General features: G+C 58.1%; 12 protein-coding genes. 6 read left to right on the top strand and 6 right to left on the bottom strand.

Features of this window, described 5'->3' with window-relative positions; genetic code table 11:
* Window positions 1-20 precede the first annotated feature (20 nt).
* Complete coding sequence (locus VO84_RS05720; RefSeq protein WP_058186318.1) at window positions 21-2402, bottom strand: exo-beta-N-acetylmuramidase NamZ domain-containing protein; 2382 nt, start codon at window positions 2400-2402, stop codon at window positions 21-23.
* Between the two features lie 89 nt (window positions 2403-2491).
* Here VO84_RS05720 and VO84_RS05715 point away from each other — a divergent pair, with 89 nt between their 5' ends.
* Complete coding sequence (locus VO84_RS05715) at window positions 2492-3241, top strand: Bax inhibitor-1/YccA family protein (protein ID WP_058186317.1); 750 nt, start codon at window positions 2492-2494, stop codon at window positions 3239-3241.
* A gap of 85 nt (window positions 3242-3326) precedes the next feature.
* Here the strand turns inward: VO84_RS05715 and VO84_RS05710 are convergent, their stop codons facing one another.
* Window positions 3327-4565, bottom strand: coding sequence for a hypothetical protein (locus VO84_RS05710; protein ID WP_058186316.1), 1239 nt, complete (start codon window positions 4563-4565; stop codon window positions 3327-3329).
* A 114-nt stretch (window positions 4566-4679) separates the two neighbouring features.
* Here VO84_RS05710 and VO84_RS05705 point away from each other — a divergent pair, with 114 nt between their 5' ends.
* The 4 genes from VO84_RS05705 (at window position 4680) to VO84_RS05690 (ending at window position 10823) form a co-directional block, all read left to right on the top strand.
* Entirely contained in the window at window positions 4680-5651 is a 972-nt protein-coding gene (locus VO84_RS05705; RefSeq protein ID WP_058186315.1) for a ring-cleaving dioxygenase, read from the top strand.
* Window positions 5651-6319, top strand: a complete 669-nt coding sequence (locus tag VO84_RS05700; RefSeq protein WP_058186314.1) for an alpha/beta hydrolase — start codon at window positions 5651-5653, stop codon at window positions 6317-6319. Before VO84_RS05705 ends, VO84_RS05700 begins: the two co-directional genes overlap by 1 nt.
* A 174-nt stretch (window positions 6320-6493) precedes the next feature.
* The gene (locus tag VO84_RS05695; protein ID WP_058186313.1) at window positions 6494-9652 is read left to right on the top strand and encodes a VWA domain-containing protein; all 3159 of its coding nucleotides are present in this window, start codon (window positions 6494-6496) and stop codon (window positions 9650-9652) included.
* A gap of 43 nt (window positions 9653-9695) precedes the next feature.
* On the top strand, window positions 9696-10823 hold the full coding sequence (locus VO84_RS05690) for a tetratricopeptide repeat protein (protein WP_082661747.1): 1128 nt from the start codon (window positions 9696-9698) through the stop codon (window positions 10821-10823).
* A 9-nt stretch (window positions 10824-10832) separates the two neighbouring features.
* Here the strand turns inward: VO84_RS05690 and VO84_RS05685 are convergent, their stop codons facing one another.
* On the bottom strand, window positions 10833-12512 hold the full coding sequence (locus VO84_RS05685; RefSeq protein ID WP_082661746.1) for a CRTAC1 family protein: 1680 nt from the start codon (window positions 12510-12512) through the stop codon (window positions 10833-10835).
* Between the two features lie 55 nt (window positions 12513-12567).
* On the opposite strand from VO84_RS05685, the gene VO84_RS05680 reads away from it, so the two are divergent.
* Complete coding sequence (locus VO84_RS05680) at window positions 12568-13479, top strand: tetratricopeptide repeat protein (RefSeq protein ID WP_058186311.1); 912 nt, start codon at window positions 12568-12570, stop codon at window positions 13477-13479.
* 96 nt (window positions 13480-13575) lie between these two features.
* Here VO84_RS05680 and VO84_RS05675 read toward each other — a convergent pair whose 3' ends face one another.
* The 3 genes from VO84_RS05675 to VO84_RS05665 all read right to left on the bottom strand — a co-directional run bounded on the left by VO84_RS05675 (window position 13576) and on the right by VO84_RS05665 (window position 21406).
* A complete protein-coding gene (locus VO84_RS05675; protein ID WP_197413910.1) occupies window positions 13576-17511 on the bottom strand; it encodes an outer membrane beta-barrel protein in 3936 nt (1311 codons plus the stop codon).
* A gap of 382 nt (window positions 17512-17893) precedes the next feature.
* Window positions 17894-19678, bottom strand: coding sequence for a CRTAC1 family protein (locus VO84_RS05670; protein WP_058186309.1), 1785 nt, complete (start codon window positions 19676-19678; stop codon window positions 17894-17896).
* Between the two features lie 87 nt (window positions 19679-19765).
* Window positions 19766-21406 carry a tetratricopeptide repeat protein gene (locus tag VO84_RS05665; protein WP_058186308.1) on the bottom strand — a complete coding sequence of 547 codons (1641 nt, stop codon included), beginning with the start codon at window positions 21404-21406 and terminating at the stop codon, window positions 19766-19768.
* Window positions 21407-21459 lie beyond the last annotated feature (53 nt).

Genomic DNA, 21459 nt, shown 5'->3' with positions numbered 1-21459 from the left:
ACAGCTGATTTTTGCTGCAATTAATAGAGCAGGTATTTGGCGCGAGTGATTTGGAAGGCGCTGAGGGCGTCGTCCCAGTCCATTGCGATGCGGCGGGGATCTGCGCCGGAGGTGATGGCGTTGAGGGTAGACTTACTGCGCATGAGCGTGTCGAGAGCCGCGATTTTGTAGTCGTTGGGATAGAGATGCTGAAGAGCGGACGTGATCTCGACGCCTAGCTCGGGCGCGTCGAGAGAATTGCGGTCGGTGAGGAGAATGTTGACACCGCTGCAGAGCTGATTGGCATACTTCGAATCGTTGGGTGTGAACTGGATGGGGACGAAGCGTACGCCGGGAATCTCGCGGGCGTTCAGGTAGCGAGCGAGAACGGAGGCTTCAATCCACGGTGCACCGATGAGCTCGAACGGCGTGTCTGTGCCGCGGCCGACGGAGATATTGGTGCCTTCGATCATGCCGATGCCGGGGTAGAGCGAGGCTTCTGTGAGGCTGCGCATGTTGGGCGAGGGATTGATCCAGGTGCGGGCTGTCGAGTCGAACCAGTCGCCGCGCTGCCAGCCTTGCATGGGAATGACGGTGAGCTTTGCGTTGATCCCGCGCTCGGAGTTGAAGAGGCGCGCGAGCTCGCCGATGGTCATGCCGTGGCGGATGGGTGTTTGCGTATAGCCGACGAAAGATTCGTGCCCGGCATCTGCAACGGGGCCTTGCACATAAGCGCCGCCGATGGGGTTGGGGCGGTCGAGGACGTAGATGGGCTTGTTGGATTTGGCGGCGGCTTCAAGGAAGTAGCCGAGCGTGGACTCGTAGGTGTAGAAGGGCACGCCGATGTCCTGAATGTCGTAGACAAGCGCGTCGATGGTGGCGAGCTCTTCGGCGGTGGGACGGCGCTTTGCATCGCCTTCGCCGTAGACGGAGTAAATGACGGCGCCCGTCGCTTCATCGCGTGAGTTGCCGATCTGCGTGGTATCGAGCTTGCCCGCGATGCCGTGTTCGGGTGTGAAGAGAGCGGCGAGTTGCAGGCCGGGTGCGTGTGCGACGACGTCTGCGGTGCGCTGGCCGTGCGCGTCGATGCCGGTGTGGTTGGTGATGAGGCCGATGCGGACAGGGTGTGCCGTTTCGGGATGAAGATCGCTGAAGCTGTGATCTTCGAGGACGTCGATGCCAACCTTCACGTCGCCGTTGCGGGAGAAGAGGCGATGCGCGGCCATGAGGGATTCGTTGTAGCCGGTGTTGCGGGCGAGACGGTAGTTTTCGGCCTGAGCGACGGTGAGGTTGAGTGCGTCCACGACGGTGGTGGCGAGACGGCCGCGGAGATCGGTGACGGGATGGCCGCCGCGCGGATGGACGCCGTTGGCGAGAAGGATGACGTAGGTGTCTGTGATGGGATCGATCCAGAGCGAAGTGCCGGTAAAGCCGGTGTGGCCGTAGGAGCCGACGGGCAGAAGCTCGCCGCGATTGGTGGAGAAGGGCGAGTCGATATCCCAGCCGAGGCCGCGCAGCGCCGGGCCTGTGGCGGGCTGCTGGGGCGTGGACATTTTCTCGATGATGGCGCGGTTCAGGATGCGCGTGCCGTGGAGTAGTTCTTCGGCGAAGCGGGAGAGATCGTCTGCGGTGGAGAAGAGGCCGGCGTGACCGGCGACTCCACCCATGCGTCGTGCGGTGGGATCATGTGCCACGCCGCGGAGCATGTGGTTCTGCTCATCGTACTGCGTAGGCGCAATGCGCGGAATCCACGAGGATGGCGGCAGGAAGCGGGTTTCCTTCATGCCGAGCGGGGCGAAGACGTAGCGCGCGGTGTAGTCGTCGAGTGAGAGACCGGAGATTTTTTCGACGAGGAAGCCTAGGGTTTCGTAGTTGATATCGCTGTAGACGAAGCGTGTGCCGGGAGGGTTGGCGGGCCTGGATTGCATGACCATGGTGTAGGCGGTGTCGCGGCCTTGCCATGGGGCTTTGAGATCGAGGTCGGGCGCGAGGCCGGAGTAGTGCGTCATGAGCTCGCGGACGGTGATATCTTCCTTACCGTTCTGCGCGAACTCGGGAATGTAGCTGGCGACAGTGGCGTTGAGGCGGATGCGGCCCTGCTGCACCAGCTCCATGACGGCGGAGGTTGTGGCGATGCACTTGGTGAGTGAGGCGAGATCGAAGATGGTATCGACGGTCATGGGCTCGCGGGTGGGTTCAAGCGAGCGCGAGCCAAAGGCCTTGCGGTAGACGACGTGGCCGTTGTGGCCGATGAGGACGACTGCGCCGGGGACTGTGCCTTTGGCGACGGCGTCCTGCATGAGGGCGTCAATGGACGCAAAGCCACGCGTTGGTGGGGCGGACGTGGTTTGAGCGCAGAGATTGGGCAGAAGGATGGCGGCTAAGGCGAGGGCTCGGGGGATGTTGCGAAGGCAGCGGGTCATGGTCGTCGAGATTTAGAATATAAGCATAGGGAAGATTGGCTGCTTTGTGGCGGTTTTTCCGATAGAAGGAGTGAACTTCTGTGCCTCTGATGAGAACTTCCAACCCGGCCTTTGGCGGGAATGCGTTTCAGACTCGATATGGCGGCGCGATTGATGCCTCGGCGCGCATGACATTGAGCGGAACGGTGAATAAGACGGGGATTCTGCTGCTGTGCGTGATGGCCACGGCCTCGTGGACGTGGTATCTGTTTACGCAGTCACAGGATATGTCAGCGGTGGCGCCGTACATGATGCTGGGCGTCTTTGGCGGATTCATCCTGGCGATGGTGACGATCTTCAAGAAGCAGTGGGCGCCGGTGACCGCGCCGATGTATGCGCTGTGCGAGGGGCTATTCCTGGGCGGCATATCAGCCGTGTTTGACGCAAAGTATCACGGGATTGCGTTCCAGGCGATCTGCCTGACCTTTGGAACGCTTATTGCGCTGCTGCTGGCGTACAGCTCCGGTCTGATTCGCGCAACGCGCAAGTTTCAGATTGGCGTGATGGCGGCGACAGGCGGAATTGCGCTGTTCTACCTGTTCCAGATGGTCATGGGATTCTTCCACGTGCAGTTCATGACCATCAACGGATCGGGGCCGCTTAGCATCGGCATCAGCGTGGTGATTGTGATTGTTGCGGCGCTGAACCTGGTGCTGGATTTTGCTCTCATTGAGCAGGGCGTAAATGCCGGCGCGCCGAAGTACATGGAGTGGTATGGCGGGTTTGCGCTGCTGGTGACGCTGGTGTGGCTGTACCTGGAGATTCTGCGGCTGCTGACGAAGATAAACCAGCGGCAGTAGGCAAGAAGGGCGAATGACGAAGACCCCGGTGGTGACGCCGGGGTCTTCTTTTGCGCAATGAAACTTCTTCCGTTATGGCCGGAAATTACCTTCCCAGATCGGCGGAAAACAGGTTGACCTTACCTTGATCGATAGTGAAGGCCGTGACGGTCCCATCCTTTTCGCAACTGGAGCTGTAAAACATCCCGTCTGCCATCTCAATCCGCCGCTTCAAGCTGCCATCCGTCGAATCAACCTCATATAGTACATAATTCTTTGTCTTCGGATCGGAGTCAATTGCTCCCATTTCGCTTAACCCGTCCTTGCGGAAGCGAATCAGCCAGCGGTCGTTTGATGGAAGCACACTATCGATCCCGTAGCCTTTCGGATGCTCAATCGTGACCTCTCGCACAGCGCCTCCGGCTCCGACTTCCAGAATCGGCGCGCTGGAATGCGCCTGAAACAGCAGCACCTTCTGCCGTGCCCATGCAAACTGCCACGAGTTCAGGGCGCCCAATGCCTGATTCCGCTTCTTCCAATCACCAGACGACGCTTCTGAAAAGACAGTATTCTCATCCATCATGGCCGGAATCTGCAGGTCCCGCTTTCTCTCTCCGCCGGAGTCGAGAATCATCAGGTGTGGCCGGGCATTGATGAGGTCATATCCCAGCGCCAGCAGGGAGTCGTCCGGCAGCGCAGCCAGCCGCCAGATGTACAGCTCTTCCGGCAGTTCCACCGCCTTGATGAAATTGCCGCTCAGGTCGAATTCCGCAAGAAAGAAACGGCGCTTGCCGGAATAACCATTCATGGGCGGCGCTCCCTGTCCCGTGCCGATGGTTTGCGGAGACTTCGTGGGGTCTTTTGTCGCAGTGATGCGAAGACCCACCATCGAATCGGTCACAGAGACTCCGAGAATGGAGCTGATGCCATACAGGCCCTGAATCTGCTGAGTAGAAAAGACATGACCTCCCTTCGGATCAAGCGAGGTCACGGAGTCAATGCTAATGCTTTTTGCATCCATGAAGGACACATATGGAACGCCATCCGCGGAGCATACAACTGGGTTGACGAAAGCGGATGTGCCGCTGACCCCGGGAACAACTCCGGCGGGCTTGAACTCCAACCTCACCACAGGAATCTGCTCCTCTGGATCGTCGGGAGTGAGAGCAGCGTCAGCAGGCTTGGAGGACGGTTTCTGACGTGGCTGGCCGGTTTGGCTTGTCTCGCCGGGCTGACTCGCGCTTGGTGCCTGAGTGGCCGGCGTGCTTGTCTGTGCAAAGATTCGAGGATCGGACCCCGCAAGACACGCAAGCACTACCAATGCGTTGAATGGAATTCTCTTCATCCAAACCTTCTTTGCAGCTTTTTACAGTCTAGGGCCGCTCAGCGAAGCGCCGGGGTTTTCTTTTTCATCGAGCTTGTGGTTCAATGCAGACCTAAGCAAAACGGAGATTTCCCCATGCCAGAGCCGATTGTTGGTTTGCATCACGTTACCGCCATTGCTTCCGACCCGCAGCGCAATTTGGATTTCTACACCGAGCTGCTGGGATTGCGGCTGGTGAAGCGCACGGTGAATTTTGACGATCCGGGCACATACCACTTTTACTTTGGTGACGATGCTGGTTCGCCGGGGACGCTGCTCACGTTTTTTGCTTGGCCTCACGCCTCGCGCGGCAACTGCGGGATTGGAGAGACTTCCGCGACGGCTTTCAGTGTGGCGCACGAGTCGCTGGATTACTGGGAGAAGCGGCTGCTGAGTGCAGGGATTCCGGTCGAGAAGTCCGCGGAGCGATTTGGAAAGCGCGTGCTGGCGTTTGCAGATCCAGATGGGATGAAACTGGAAGTGATTGGCGATACGGTGGGGGATCCGGCGAAGCCGGTGCGGCAGAGCGAGGTTCCCGCGGAGCATGGGATTCATGGATTTTTCGGCGTGACGCTGTGCGAAGGGGGCTTTGATCTTACGGCGCAGGTGCTGGAAAAGATGGGCTACGCACAGTCAGAGAGCGATGGCAATCGTTATCGGTTTACTTCCACCGCAACGACCGCTGCAACGGGCGATGGGCTGGCGAGTTATATCGACGTGCTGGTGCAGACGCAACTGACGTATGGGCGAATGGGCTCGGGTAGCGTGCATCATATTGCGTTTCGCGTGACGGACGATGCGGAGCAGCTTGCGTGGCGCGAGGCGCTGAAAGAGTTGAAGCTGAACATCACGCCGGTACTGGACCGGACGTATTTCCACTCGATTTACTTTCGCGAGCCGGGCGGTGTGCTGTTTGAAATTGCAACAGACGTGCCGGGATTTGCGACCGACGAATCGGCTGACACGCTGGGCGAGGCGCTAAAGCTTCCCGCCTGGCTTGAGAGCCGGCGAAGTGTGATTGAAAACCTGGTGCCGCCGATTACGCTCCACTACCAGAAGGCGCTGTGATGGCTACTGGCACAGGGTTAAGTGGCCCGCATGCGGATGCGGAGGTCATTGAGGCCGGCGCGCCCTTGTACGAGGCGCGCGGCGCACTGATTCTGCTGCATGGGCGCGGGGCCTCCGCCACAGACATTCTGGGGCTGGGATATGAGATTGCGCCGGAGGGTGTGGCCTTGCTGGCTCCGCAGGCGGTGGGGCATACGTGGTATCCCAAGTCATTTCTTGCACCCATTCAGGAGAATGAGCCGTGGCTTTCTTCCGCGCTCAGGCTGGTGGAATGGCTGGTAGAACGGTGCCTGGCGGTGGGGATTAACCCGGAGCGAATTGCGGTGAGTGGATTTTCGCAGGGGGCATGTCTGTCCACGGAGTTTGTGGCGCGGCATCCGAGGCGGTACGCGGCAGTGGCGGCGTTTACTGGGGGGCTGATCGGGCCGCCGGGGATGAATCTGCATCACGAGGGATCGCTTGAGGGTACACCGGTGCTGTTCAGTTCGGGCGATCCAGATCCGCATGTGCCGTGGGTAAGGGTGCAGGAGTCTGCGCGTGAGCTGGAGGCAATGGGCGCGCGGGTAGAGGTGCGTCAACATGTGCTGCGGCCGCATACCATTCTGCCGGCAGAGGTCGAGATGGGGCGCGAGTTGCTGCGGACAGCATTCGATGGGATACAGCAATGACTGTGGTCAGTATCGCGGTGTAAAAATTCATCGCCTCTGGTAGCGCGGAATCGCTACAATGCCATACAAGCAAAAATCAGAGCCAGAACGCGTATTGGCCATTGCACACTGGTTGACGTGAGGGTACCGCTCTCTCTGCTCAGCAATTCCTGAATGATGACGACTGAGATGACAATGACGATTCGTGTAACTGGCCTTATTCCCGCGCGTTGCCTTGCAGCGCTTGTTCTTGCGATTGGTTCCCTGGCGATGGCGCAGGCTCCAGTCACGCAGCAGCCTCCTGTACAGAATCCACCCGCACCCGCGCCGGAAGCCGCGCCGACACCGACGTTCTCGACGACAGTGAATGAGGTCTCGCTGGACTTTGTTGCACACGACAAGAAGAACAATCCGGTGCTGGACATCAAGGCAGAGGACGTGACCGTTACGGATAACGGCGCGCCTGTGAAATTGAACGGCTTGCACCTGGTGAAAGGTGATTCGACACACGGCTACGCGATTACGTTTGTCTTTGACCGCTTTGGCGACACCATGGCGAAGACGGTGCAGGTGCTGGGCCAGAAGTTTCTGAAGGCGCTGCCGGAGAAGAACACCTCGGTTGCAGTGCTGGATCTCGGGAGCAGGCTGCGGCTGATCCAGGGATTTACGGACCATCGCAAGGCCGTGGAAGAGGCGATTACAGTAGCGACGAATAGCCGAGCGATTACGACACATTCCTCCGCACAGCTTTCCGTTGGCCTGGTGGTGGACCCGGCTGAGGATGCGCGAGTCAAGGCGGCCGCTGCTGGGGAGAAAAACCTGATTGCCATTGCGCGCACCGGCGCAGACACTACGGGCACGCACGTTTCAACGCAGGAGCGCGCTCTGGCAGAGACGCTGGTGAAGGCGCTGCAGGACACACATACCATTGCGCATGAGCAGCATACGCCGGTGGCTCTGGCGGCGATGCTGGCGATTGTGAAATCGCAGGAGAAGCTGAATGAGCGGAAGGCGCTGATCTACTTCACGACTAACCGGCAGATGGATACCGCGCAGAAGCAGTTTCTCAAGACGATTGAGGCTGCGGCGAGCCGGTCCGGCGTGACGATCTACACGATCGACATGGACGCGCTGGATGTAGGCGCGCAGTACCAGATGGCAACGGCAATAGGGCTCAATACCGCAACTTTTAATCCCAAGATGACCGTGATAGGAGCCGGGCCCGATCCAAGGATCTTGGTGCCGACAGAGCAGCAGGGATCGGGACCGATTGCGGGCGCGCCAGACCAGGGGTCGGGCGCGGCGAATTGGGGCGTGGCGCAGGACGTTGCTGTGATGACGGACTGGCACCGGCAGAGCCATGACTACGAGATGTTTGCGGCGAAGAGCCCGATGGCAGACCTGGCGGTGAGTACGGGCGGGATTTATATCGACGCGCAGGTAAATGTAAAGCGTCCTCTCGAGCAGATGGTGGAGGACTTGAACACCTATTACGAGGGAACGTATGCGCCGCCGACCAAGGAGTACGACGGAAGCTTTCACTCAATTGAAGTGAAGCCGGTGCGCGCGAACGTGCACGTGAAGTACAAGACAGGCTACTATGCGCTGGCTCCGGGCGCGGATGGAAGTATACGGCCATTCGAAGCGCCACTGCTGAAGACTCTGGGCGAATTGAAGCTGCCGAATGATGTGGACTTTCACGCAGCGCTGCTTCGCTTTGGTGATCTCGCCGGCGGGAATACCAATACCGTTGCGGTTGAGGTCCCGCTAAGTGGACTAGAGACGAAGCAGGACGCGAACACGAATCTATACATGGCCCATGTGATTGTGGCCGGGCGTATCGTGGACAAATCCGGCGTGATCGTGGAGCACTTTGGCGAGGACATTACAAAGCGCGGCGCACTGGAGCAGCTGGACCGCGATCACACCGGCACAATCGAGCTGCACCGGTACTTTTTGACCACGCCGGGCGAGTACACGCTGGAGGTGGCAGTCTCCGACGAGCAGCGCGGAAAGATCGGCGCGCAGCGGATACCGTTTACAGTTCCTCCGCCGGCGGTGCTGAGCGACATGGTGCTGGTACGCAAGATGGATCCAGTGCATGAAAATGACGATGACGATCCGCTGGAACCGCTGCGCTACGACAAGGGCCGGGTAACGCCGAATCTGACAGGCGAACTGCCGGAGAATGCGAAGGGCGTTTCGATCTTCTTCATAGCGCATCCAGACGCGACAGTGAAAGACGCGCCGAAGTTGGAACTAGAGGTTTGGCACAACGGTAAGGCCGGGCAACGTTCGACACTGCCGGTTCATATCGCCGCCGATGCGGATGGCGCGGCGATGCCGTATCTGTCGAGCTTTGGATCGCATGCGCTGACGCCGGGCGACTACAAGGTGAAGGCGTATTTTACGCAGGGCGGCAAAACAGCGGAGAGCGATATTGCATTCCACGTGGATGGAGAAGCGGCTACGATCATGGGTGGCGGAGCTCCTGCAAAGGTGGATGTATCGCTGACGGTTGGCGATACGGAGGCGCATGGGCCGGGCACGTTGGCAATCGGCGCGGCAACGAATCCGTTTCCGCCGCTGGCGACTGCCGAGGCGCATCAGCTTGTGGAAGACGCGCGGCATGCAGCGCTGGATTACAACGAGGGGCTTCCAAACTTCATGTGTATCGAGGTGACCAACCGCTCGGTGGATGGATCCGCGAGCGGGCGATGGAAGCTGCAGGACACGATCGTGGAGCTGCTGCGTTTCCGCGACAAGATAGAATCACGCAACACACTGGAAGTGAACGGCAAGACGAGTAAAGTGGATCGCGACGGCATGAAGGGTGCTGTTTCCACGGGCGAATTCGGCGGCGTATTGAAGTCGATCTTCGGAGAGAAATCGAAGGCGGAGCTTGTGTGGAAGGAGACCGACCAGCTGAACGATCAGCCTGTGCAGGTTTTCAACTACAAGGTTGCGAAGGAGAACTCAAGCTTCGGTGTGGTGGACACGGACAACCATGAGGTGATGGCGGCCTTTCATGGGCAGGTGTTCATCGACTCGGTGACGCGCCGCGTGCGGAGAGTGACGTTGATTGCCGACGAGATGCCGCCGACCTTCAAGACACGCGCAACAAGCATCGGCGTGGACTACGATTACGTTTCGATCAACAGCCATGACTATCTGCTGCCGGTGAGCGCGCAGATGCGGCTGGTGAAGGGCCATGCGGCGGTGATGAATACGATGGAGTTTCGCGATTACAAGCGGTTTGGATCGAGCATGAGAATCGTGGACTACAACGAAGCCGGGAGTGCGCCGATAGCCGCGCCGCAAGAGAAACCGGCAGAGGGCACCAAGCCGCAGTAGCGAGTATTTCGCGCCACGCGCCACTCGTTTTATCCTTGTCATTATGCGTTTTTTTCTTTTAGTGCTGGCAGCGCTGGCCCTCCCGGCTGGGGCGCAGCAACAGGGTTCTGCAGCAAGCGAGCAGGCGGACGACCTTCTGCGTCAGGGTATTACGGCGCAGCAGGCGGGGAATCTACAGAGTGCGATTGAGATTTACCGAAAGGCTTTGGCACTGCGCCCGAACTTCGGGGACGCGCACGCGAATCTTGGCGCGGCGCTCTCTGCCGCCGGTCAGTTTGACGCTGCAGTCGAAGAGGACAAGCGCGCGCTGGAGCTGGTGCCGGATAAAACCTCAGTGCGTCTGAACATGGCTCTGGCCTATTACAAAAAAGGCGATTGCGAGAATGCAGTGCCACAGTTCAAGTCTGTTCACGATGAACGTCCCGGGCAACTCACAGCGGCAATGCTGCTTGGCTACTGCAACGTGAAGCTGGGCCGGGCTGAAGAGGCTGCAGGGATGCTGATGCCGCTTGAGTCAGCGAATAGCGACAACATGGATTTTGAATATGTGCTGGCGTATGCGCTGATTGAAAGCGGCAGGGAAGTGGAGGGAATGCCGCGCATGGAGAAGGCTGCGGCCGCTACGAACTCGGTGGATGCGTGGGTGATTGCTGGATCGGCGAGGCTGCATCGGCGCGAGTTTGAAGCAGCGCGCAAGGATCTGGATACCGCAATGAAGCTGAATCCCGATTTTCCAGGGCTGGCGACGCTGGCAGGTCAGGCCCGGGATGCCATGGGCGATACGGAAGGAGCCCAGCCGGCATTTGAGGCGGCATTGCGGCAGAATCCGAAGGACTTTATGGCGAACCTCTACCTGGGCACGATGCACGTGAAGAAGCGTGAGTTCGATCAGGCACGGCCACTGCTGGAACAAGCCTTGGCGTTGCAGCCGGAGATGGCGCAGGCGCGCTTTCAGATGGCGAAGCTGAATGCGATGACAGGCAAAGAGGCCGAGGCTGCAAAGACGCTGGAAGATCTGGAAAAAGCAAACCCGAGCTGGCTCGATCCTCATGTCGAGCTTGCGGCGCTGTACTACAAGCTGCACCGTCCGGAAGATGGGCAGCGCGAGCGCGGCATTGTGCAGCAGCTTGACGCGAAGCAGCAGCAGACAGGGGCGCCGCGCACACAATAGCGCGGCCGATTAGTTCTTTGGTACTGCCTCTGTAACTTTTACGATGTGATCGGCGTTGATGTTTTCGAGCTTCTGAACAGTGCCACTGGGCCAGGTGATTTCCACGGTAAGCGCGCGGGTTTCTGCACCGAGGCCAAAGTGTACGGGGCCCAGGCTCGATGAGGCATAGCCCACACTGGATGTCTGATGGTTATACTGCGCGCCGGCTTTGGTCACAACCTTGATGCGCGCGCCGATGCCATCCCGGTTGGATTTGACGCCGGTAAGGGCGATGTCAAGCCAATGTCCGGCATGTGGACTGCGATTCATCCAGAGTTCGGCAGGGGCGTCAACGCTGGTGGCGACGATATCGATGCGTCCGTCACTGTCGAAGTCTCCAAAAGCGCAGCCGCGATGGCGCGCTATCGTTGCGTCCGTGAAGCCGGCTTCGGCCACGTAGGCTGTCCACTTGCCGCCGCCTGCGCCGGGATTGCGAAAGACCGCGTTAGGCTCGCCGAAGGCATAACCGAGCGGCCAGGAGCTGGTGACATTGCCGCGGGTGACAAAGAAATCCTTCCATCCGTCATTATCAAAGTCATAAAACCCGGCGCCAAAGCCGGACATTTTCATGCTGCCGGCGCGAATACCCGTCTGCGATGTGATCTCGACGAAATCCCCTTTGCCGGTGTTGCGGTAAACGGGGAAGGTCTGGCCTTTGAGAGCTACATATCCGATATCCGGGTAGCCATCGTTATCGATGTCCCGGAAATCGAGGCCCATGCCGGAGATGAATGCCGCATCCTCAGCGAGCGCGACATTCGTCTGGAAGGCGACCTCTTCAAACTTTTTGCCCAGGTTGTGAAAGAGAAAGTTGTATTCGGCGTCATTGGTGACGAAGATGTCGGGCTTCCCATCGAGGTCATAATCGGCTACGCCCGCGCCCATTCCTTTACCGACCTGCTCGCGAATACCCCATTCCTTCGAGGCATCTTTGAAAGTTCCATTGCCCTGGTTGATGAAGAGCTGGTTAGGTTGCCCTTTGAAATAGCGGGGATGGCAGTACTCAGCCGTGTTCTCGGTAACGCAGCGTGGCTGGTCGGAGTAGCTCCATTGCAGATAATTGACGACGAAAAGATCGAGTAGGCCGTCGTTGTTGACATCCACCCACACGGCGGCCACGGACCACAAAGGCCCGTACTCGGGATCGGTCCATTGATCCAGCCCCGCCTGCTTTGTAACGTCGGTGAAGGTGCCGTCGCCGTTGTTGTGATAGAGCGTGTTGCCATGGACACCAGCGACAAAGAGATCTGGATGGCCGTCGTTATCGTAATCGCCAACGGCGACGCCGATATCGAAGCCCTTACCGGCCAGGCCGGCATGCGCGGTGACATCCGTGAATTTGCCGTTGCCGTCATTGCGGAAGAGGCGGTTGGAATATTTGGCGGAGGTTTTCTTAAGCGTGGCGATATCCGCGCCATTGGTAAAGAAAATGTCGGGACGTCCATCGCCGTTGTAATCGAAGACAGCGACGCCACCGGCCATCGTTTCCGGCATGTTCTTGGCTTTGGTGGGGCTGCCATCCACCTGAAAGGGAAGTGTGGTGAGTTGGAATTGAATGGGCGCGTCAGACTGCTGCGCCAGGACCAAGGAAGTAAAACCGAGAGTCGCCAGCACCACGGACACACAATAGATGATTGCTCTGGATTGCATTGCCTCTATGGATTGTACGATTTGCCGCGTATGCCACAGTAGAATCAGAACTGCTATGCGATCCGTTTTGCCATTTGTACTGACGCCTGCGTTGTGTGCGGCCGCGGGAGTTCCTGCGCAGCAGAGCGTGCCTCAGGACGATCCCAAGGCGCAGATGGACAGGGCGATTGCGGACTACCGATCCGGCGATCTGGATCATGCACGACGGGAACTTTCAGAGATTCTTGCGAGCCATCCGCAGGATGTGCGCGCCGCAGCGCTGCTGGGCTATGCGGACATCAAGCTGCAAAGAGATGCGGAAGCATATGAAACCTTGGCTCCACTCGAGAAAGGTAACGAAAACAATCTGGATCTTGAGTATGTGCTTGGCTACGCGATGATCCGGACCGGAAAAACCGGTGAGGGCGTGCAGCGAATGGAAACGGTCGCGCGAGCGCGCGGTGCTGCCGATGCATGGATGATCGCCGGAACGATGCGTTTTGAGCGCAGGCAGTTTCATGAGGCGCAGGCGAATGCCGAAGAGGCAATTAAGATCAATCCGAATTATCCAGGAGCGCAGACGCTCAAGGGAAAATGCCTGTATGCATCCGGCAACAGGTATGCGGCAGCTGAGGCATTTCAGGCGGCTCTGCGCAGCGAACCGAATGATTTTGACGCCAATCTGTACCTCGGAGTTTTGTATTCCGAGCGGGGAGATCAGGCTTCTGCCCGGCCGCTGCTGGAACTGGCGCTGACGTTGCGGCCGGGCTGGCCTCTTGCGCGGCTGGAACTTGCCAGGGTTTATAAGTCCGAGGGGAATAATGCAGGAGCGATTCAATTACTGGAATCGCTGACGAAGTCAGATCCAGAATGGATGGAACCGCACATCATTCTGTCGACAATCTATTTCATTATGAATCGCCCCGAGGACGGCAAACGGGAGCGGGCCATTGTGCAGCAGCTGGAGGAAAAGCAGCGAGTGCGTTAGTCCGGAAGCGGAGAAGAGAGAGCGCGGCGGAAGTTGAAGCTAAGCGAAAGGGGCGGCCAATGGCCGCCCCTTTCTGGTTGTGCTCCTGATGCTAGATCAGAAGTAGTATTTACCGGCCAACTGAATCCAACGGAACCCGGTCTTGTCGAGCGGGGCGCCGGTGGTGGTTGCGTTCGAGTTGGTTACGGTTTGCGACCCGGTTGCCAATCCGTTGAAGATCAGCTGGTCGTCCGCGTTATTGCCACCACCGAAGTACTGGTTCGGGTGGTTGAGCCAGTTGGTAGCAGAGACGCGGATTTCAAAGCGCTGCGAGTCATTGACCCGGAATGCCTTGAAGAGCGCCAAGTCGCTGCCGAAGTAGTGAGGCGTGCGGACATACGGCCAGATGTATTGTCCCATCTCGCCGGCTTGCGTTGCTGTGGGAGCCATCGGCGCGCGGAAGCAGGTGGGGTTGAAGTACTGGCCCTTATGCAGTCCCGTACGGGGATCGCAGGTCAGTACAGGTTCCATCTGCGGGATTTCGCTCGACCCATAGAAGTTTGATTGATTGATTTGGGTCGTCGTATTCCCGCCCTGCGCTGAAGCCGGGATGGGAATGTTGAAGACCTGGTTGACGGTGCCACCAGCACCTGCAGCCGGGTTACCGTTAATACCGGTAATGCAACCAGGATGCGGATCGTCCTGGCCGCAAAGGTACTGGCGATAGTTCATGTTGAGGTTCGGGATGTTGGCCTGCAGCGGGCCGCCATCCTGGTAGGTGGTGTAGGTGGAGATCTGCCATCCGTTCACAGCCTGGCCGAGGAAGGCGTGGTTGTGGACTGGGCTGGGCAGCTTGTAGCTGGCCGAGAAGTTGAAGATCTTGGTGTGGTCAAAAGCCAGCGGGCCGTAGTTGTTCTTCAGCGTATACGGATCAAGATCGTTGCCGTTGCCGTTGCCGTTGCCGGTATTGGCATCGCGGACGCCCAGCGCCTTGCCGAAGGTGAAGTTGGAGAACATGAACAGATTGCCGGATTGCTTCTGGCCGGAAATCTGCAGCGAGTTGTATTGGGAGTACCCGACGTGTGAGTTTGCGTACAACGCCTGGTAATTGTTAAACGGTCTCCAGTCGTTCGAGTTTCCGACTGACGTACCGGTAACAGGGTAAAGGTTGACATAGGTGCCTTTGAGGGGATCCGGTGTGTAGAGGGCTGCCTGTTTGACAGCATTCACATCGGTATAGGCAAACGGCGAAGCTTCCAACTGATTGCGGCTCAAGCTGCCTACGTAGGAGATTTCAGCCACGGTATGAGCGGGCAATGCCTGCGCAAGACCAAAGCTGTAGGTGTCGGCGTAGGGTATCTTGTCGTCACCCTTCATGTCCGTCAACGGGCTGCTGCCATTCTGGTTCAGGCCTGACGGCACGTTGAGCGTCTTCGGCATGCCACCACCACTTGAGGCTGGGTTCTGGGTGTTTAGGGTGCCACCGTTGATCCCGTATCCGTAAAAGCCCGATACGCTCGGATAGGTGCTGTACGTGAAGGAGCCGAGCGGCCCGTTCATACCCTGACCGGCGTAGTTGTTGGAGATCTGGTATTTGTAGGTGCCAAAGCCGGCGCGCAGAACGGTTTTGCCGGTGCCGTACAGGTCATAGGCAACGCCCACGCGAGGCGCGTATTGGAACAGCACGCTGGGGAAGCCGGACTTCGGAATGGATGGATCGGTTGCATTCCATACCAGGCCGGTGTTTGCTGGAGCATCTGGCGAGTTGCTGTACTTGGAGGGATCCCATACCTGTGTGCCGCCAAGCTTGTCGTACCACTGACCCATATGGTCAGCGCGAAGGCCCAGGGTGAGGGTCAGCTTGCGCGTAACCTTCCACTGATCCTGACCCCAGATTGACCACTGGTGCCATAGCTCGTCCGGAACTGGATCGGTGCTGACTTCGTTGTAAGCAAAGTTGCGTCCCATCAGGCGGTCAAGCTGTGCGTTGTAGGTTGAGGAAGAACTCCAGGTAGCAACTTCGTAGTTACCCTGAACTCCGGCGCCATCCTGGCCGTCGGTGGACTGGACATTCTCCTGGGCATCCCAGTAGAAGCCGACCTTGATGGAGTGAGTGGCAATGATCTTGGTGAAGACGTCTGAAATGCTGGGCGCCTTGGAGGTCTTGCCGAAGCTGTTCGGGCCGTAGATGCCGCCGGTGAGAGCCGGGAAGGCGATCCACGGAATCGAGGTTACCCAGCCAGTGCTGTTGCTGGTATTGGGAATCTGCGAATTGCCCGTTTTGCCGGGGAAGATGCTTTGCGTTGCCAGGCTGTAGGTGGCACGAGCTTGAGCGGCAGGCTGAGACCCGCTCATGTCATTGACGAACTTGGCGTAGGCAAAAACGACTTCGTTCGTTGACGTGGCGCTGAAGACGTGAGTGTAGTTGGCCAGGTAGAGATTTGCCGTTTCCTTGCCGATTGGCTGGGAAGGATACTCAATGGTGTTGGCCGGGTTCCACCAGGGAGCTGCGTTGTGCAGGTCATTTTCCGACTGATACGCGTAGCTGCCCCAGAGCTTGTTGTTGTCGTTAAAGGCATACGTGAGCTTGCCCGTAGCTTCCCAGCGATTTCCGGTAATTGCGCCGGCTGACGTTGGATCGCCGTAGGTCTGGAGGTAGTTGGTCCAGCCATTGGAAGGGCTCGGAGTCTGATTCGGGCACGGCATAAGGCCTGCCGCACCACCGCTCACGCCGCATGCTCCGTTAACACTTCCGCCGAGAAGTGTTCCGGTCGGGTCGAAGTATTGCTGAAGATTCGGCGGTGTCGTCGGGTTGACCCATGGGCTAGCTGCGTTACCCCAGGGAGAATTGGCCGCTCCGCAGCCCTGATATCCGTTATCAAAGTTACAAGGGAGCGTATAGGCTGAGCCGTTTCCGGATGTGAGAAGGCCGGAGGGCAATGTGGTCGTGCTGAAGTCGCCACCCAACTGTGCGGCAGTGGGCACGTTCATCTGGTTGTGCGGAACGTAGGGATTCTGTTTCATGTACTCATAACCGCCCCAGAAGAAGAGCTTGTCGCGATTATGGTTGAAGTGCGGGAAGAAAACCGGACCGCCGATGTTGCCGCCAAAATAGTAGTAGCTCTGGGGCTGGAGGGTGTTTTGCCCTCCGTTTTCAATCTGCTGGTTCTTTTGCAGCCAGTCGTTCGCAAATCCTACATTGGAATTGCGGGCGTACACATAGCCTTCACCGTGGAACTTCTGTCCGCCACTCTTGGAGAAAGCCTGGAGAACAGCAGGACCCTTGGCATATTCAGCGCCGTAGGAAGCAGACAGGTACTTGACGCTATCCGTCATGTCCTGGTTAATGTTGGCCACCTGCGTACCCGCGTTGCCTGGGTCGAGGAGGTTGGCGCCATCGAGGTACACGTCCGTGGTGCCGTAGGGCTGGGTGCCGTTGGCGCTATAGCTGCCGGCTGGACCGCTGTTGGTGCTGGAGGCCAGCGACTGTGTTGGAGCGCCGGAGCTGGCAAAAGCCACGCCAGGCATCATCTTGATCAGTTCGGCAGCGTTACGTGTGGTCAGAATCGAGGAGTCAACGAGTTCGTTGTTCAGTGTGGCGCTGACCTCGGCCGTGTCGGTGGGTACTTCAGCGTCGGCGCCGGAGATAACTGTTACCGCCGTGCTGTCCGAGCTGATTTTGAGCCGTGCTGTGACTGATTTGGTGTCGCCCTGGCTCAGCATGACTCCCGTAATCTCAAAAGAGGCAAAGCCCTTTGAAGACACGGTGACTGTGTAAGAGCCTGGTACGAGTGCGGTGATCGAGAAGAAGCCTTCTTTGTCGGAGACGGTTGTGCGCTCGTCACCAGAGGCATCATTCTTCATGACGACTTTGGCGCCTGCAACACGCGCATCCGACTGATCGAGAGCGGTACCCGAGATGCTGCCCGTTAATTGCTGGGCACGAGCGGTACCGACTGCGAAAAGCAGTACGGGTAGCAGTAGCCAAGGTATTCTCCGCAGCCAGTTAGAGCGAGAGGATTTGGATAGTCCTCTAGCGTAATTTGCGTCCATTTGGTAAGCCTCCTGAATCATTCGTTGACGCGTTTTGTCATTAGTTCCTACACGCCACCTTTCTGCTGTTGAAGGTAAAGCGCGGACAGAACCTATTTATGAGTCTCGCTGTAGATAACACAGTCAAGATACGATGAGCAAGGAATTTTTTAAACGGTTTACCGCAGGAAAAGCGATTTTCTATTCCCAGGCCGAATAGGCTGGAAGCATGGCGCAAAAGTGCCAGCCGCAGTGACTTTTGGGTGACAATTGAGCAGGCAAAAGGTGTCAAAACTGGAACTTATTTCAATAGAGAATTGATCCCGCGTAACGGATTTTGGACCCATGGAATGCGGGCGATTTCGAGAGACTCAGCGCGGCGAAAATCGGCTGCCGGAAGAGGCTAAGCTTTGGCAAAAGGCCGGCCGGGGACGACGCCTTTGCCTTCACGGATGGTAATGAGGCGGTTTGCGGGCTGGGCGGGGTACTTTTCGACTCTGCCGGAGGGCCAGCGGACCTCAATGTCCGCCGAAGTAGCTCCACCCAGACCGAAATGCAGGCGCGGATCGTTGACGGAGACATAGCTGGTCTGGCTGAGCAGGGCCTGCGCCTGGGTTTTACCGTTGTAGCGGGCCAGCACGGTTGCGCCCAGGGCGCTGCGATTGCTTTTGGTGCCTTCCAGCCGAATTTTGATCCAGTTGTTGCCCTTTGGGGCGTCGTTGCGCAGCAGCGTAGGCGGCTCGTTCTGGTTCATGATGAGAATGTCGAGATCGCCGTCGTTGTCGAAATCACCAAAGGCGCAGCCGCGGCTGGGATGGTGCTCGTCGAGCGCGGTCCCAGCCTTGCCATCCAGGACGCGTGTAAACGTGCTGTTGCCGTTATTACGGTAAAGCAAACGTGGGCCAGCGTAAGGATACTGGGGATGGAGATGCTCCAGCTGCGGGTAGACATTGCCTGTAACCCAGAAGATGTCAGGGTAACCGTCATTGTCCAGGTCGACGATGCCAGCGCCCCAGCTGACATATCTTCTTTCCGTGGCAATGCCGGTGGTGGCTGCTGCGTCCTCAAATTGTCCATGGCCTGTGTTGTGATAAAGCCCGGCGGCCTGCTCCTGGAAATGGGTTTTGAGGATGTCGAGTCTGCCGTCGAGATCGTAGTCGCCGATGCCGATGCCCATGCCGGCCTCCTCAAGACCTTCAGGGCTCAGTGCTATGCCGCGCAGCATGCCCTCCTCGCGAAAGGTGCCATCGTGATTGTTGAGAAGTAGGAGGCTGGGCATCATGTCAGAGGCCACGAAGATGTCCGGCCAGCCATCGTCATCGACGTCATAGCCCACGGCGGTCATTCCATAGGAGCCAGGCATGGCTGCCACATGGGATTCCTTGGAGACATCGGTAAAGGTGCCGTCGCCATTGTTGCGATAGAGAAAGTGCTGGTAACTCTTCAGTCCGAGTGGCCCGCAGTTGACAGGCACGCCCTTGTAGTTGCAGTTGGGGATTTCAAGCGATGGCTTGGGACCGTGTTCCTTATCGATTTCGACATAGTTAGAGACGTAAAGATCGAGGTAGCCAACTCGGTTGTAATCCACAAAGGTGCAGCCGGCGCCGAAGTGAATTCCCTCGTGGATGAGCCCGGCTTTTTCTGTAACGTCGGTAAAGGTGCCGTCGCCGTTGTTGCGATACAGCTTGTTTTGCCCGTAGTAGGTGATGAAGAGGTCTTCGAAGCCGTCATTGTTGTAGTCGCCAACGCAGACACCTACGCCCCAGCCGCAATCCCACAGGCCGGCTTGTTTGGTGACATCCGTGAATGTTCCATCACGGTTGTTTTTGTAAAGGCGATTCGAGGCGTCGGGAGGATTGCCATGGAGCAAGGTGCCCCCTACAACAAAGACGTCCATCCAGCCGTCATTGTCGTAATCGAAGAACGCACACCCGCCGCCCATGACTTCAAAGATGAACGTGTTGTCTGCGGGATTGCCGTAGACCATCTTTGCCTTGAGCCCCGCGCTCTGCGAGACATCGACGAAGGTGGAAAAAGGCTTTTGGGCCGCAGTGGCGGGCTCTTCCAGTGCATTCGGCTCGGCGGCAGAGAGAATGCGCGGAAAGGCAGCGGAGGCGCACGCTACGGACGCAGCAGAGAGCAACTTTCGCCGGGTCCAATGCGGTAGAAGGAGCGGGTCTTTTGTCATGCGTTCAGATCACAGGCAGATCTCACAACCAGGTCTCACAATCTCACAAACAGACCAATTCTGACATTGCCACGCTGAGGCAGGCAATCACGGATGCGCCTGCTGCGCATTCGGGTCGTGGGAAAGCTGGTCGTTCAGTTGGCGCGCGCGGTCATTCTTGGGGTCAAGCTGCAGCGCAGCGGCTATGGCCTGACGGGCCTCAGTGTATTGAGCGCTCATGGCCAGCTCAGCGGCCAGGTTGATCCATGCGTCGGTCCACTGGGGCGTAGTCTGAACGGCTACGCGGAAGTGCTCGATCGATCCATTTACATCGCCCTCACGAGACAGGAGAAAGCCAAGCGCTCCCTGCGCGCTGGCAAGTTTGGGATTGAGACGCACGGCCTCCTGCAGTTCCGTTTTTTCGTCTGCGAAATCGCTATGCTTATGAAGCGCTACGGAAAGCTTGTAGTGGTAATACGCGCTATCCGGCATGGCATGGACCGCCTGGCGATAGGAAGTAACAGCTTCCTCCAGATGCCCGGCATCCAAGGCCGCGTCAGCTTGCGCTACAGCCACATCGGCTTCGAGATGTTTTTCCGAGTCGATCTTGATCTTCTGATATTTGGCAAGCTCTTCCTGCGCGCGGTCGTGCTCGCCCAGAGCATTGAGCGCCTTGGCCAGCTCATAATGCACCTCCGACTGATCAATGCCGAGGGCAATGGCCTTTTCCAGATTGACTTTTGCTTCCTGCCACTCATGCAGAATCACCAGCACAGCGCCCAGGTTGTAGCGTGTGTAGAAGAACTCCGGATCAATGGCAACCGACTCTTCGAGGAGTTTTTTGGCCTGCTCGTAATGGCCTGCGGAGCGCTCGATGATGCCGCTCAGATAGAGCACGTCGCGGTCATGCGGGCGAGCGGCCAGTAGCCTGCTTTCCATGGTGGCGGCTTCCTGCAGATGGCCAATCAGGATATAGAGCCGATAAAGATCGACGGCCGCGACAATGTCTGACGGGTGTTCCTGGACTGCTTTCAGCATGACGGCGATAGCATCATCGGGTTTTTTCTGATGAACCAGAATCACAGAGAGAGCGCGCGCCAGCTGTACCGAATGGGGATTGGCCTCAAGCCCATCCTTGAGCACACCCTCGGCGTGACCGAAATCATTCATCAGCGCTAGGGCCTGCGAGAGGCGGATGGCCAGCTTTTCAGTGCGGTGATTAGGGCCTAGCAGTTTGACCACATCGGCATAATCGCCATGATCGATCATCATTCCGGTGATGCCATCGAGCGCCTGCTCATTTTTAGGATCGATGGCGAGCACCTTCTGCCATTCCTCGGCGGCCTCCACTTGTTTGTCCGCGCCTGCGTACAAGGAGGCCATCAGCAGGTGCGGATTGAGAGCATTCGGTTCGAGCTGAATCGACTTCTGCAGCTCGGGAACGGCTGCGGGAATCTGCTTTTGAGCCACCAGGGCAAGCGCATACAGATAGTGAAGCTGCGCGGAGCCGGCATCGCGCTTGATTCCGGCGCGGAAGGTCTCTGCGGCGCAAGAAAATTGCTCATGCTGGGCAAACCAGCTGCCCTGAGTAATGGTATTTTCCGTGGTGGGATGAGCCTTGAGAGCGGCTGCCAATGCTGGAGGGCCTGCGCACGCGGTATTCGTAGCCGCTGGGCCGGGCGCTGCATGTGTGATAAGTGTTGCAGCCAAAAACAGTGCCACCGCGCCTGCTACGCGCCCCAGGTACATCGTTGCTCTCTCCCGTAGGCCACAGGATACATCAGTGACTCGAAGAAGCTGTA

The sequence above is a fragment of the Occallatibacter gabretensis genome (genome assembly GCF_001449115.1).
GTDB lineage: Bacteria > Acidobacteriota > Terriglobia > Terriglobales > Acidobacteriaceae > Telmatobacter > Telmatobacter gabretensis.
The sequence above is the reverse complement of the archived record's forward strand: the minus strand, read 5'-3'. Positions and strand labels throughout refer to the sequence as shown.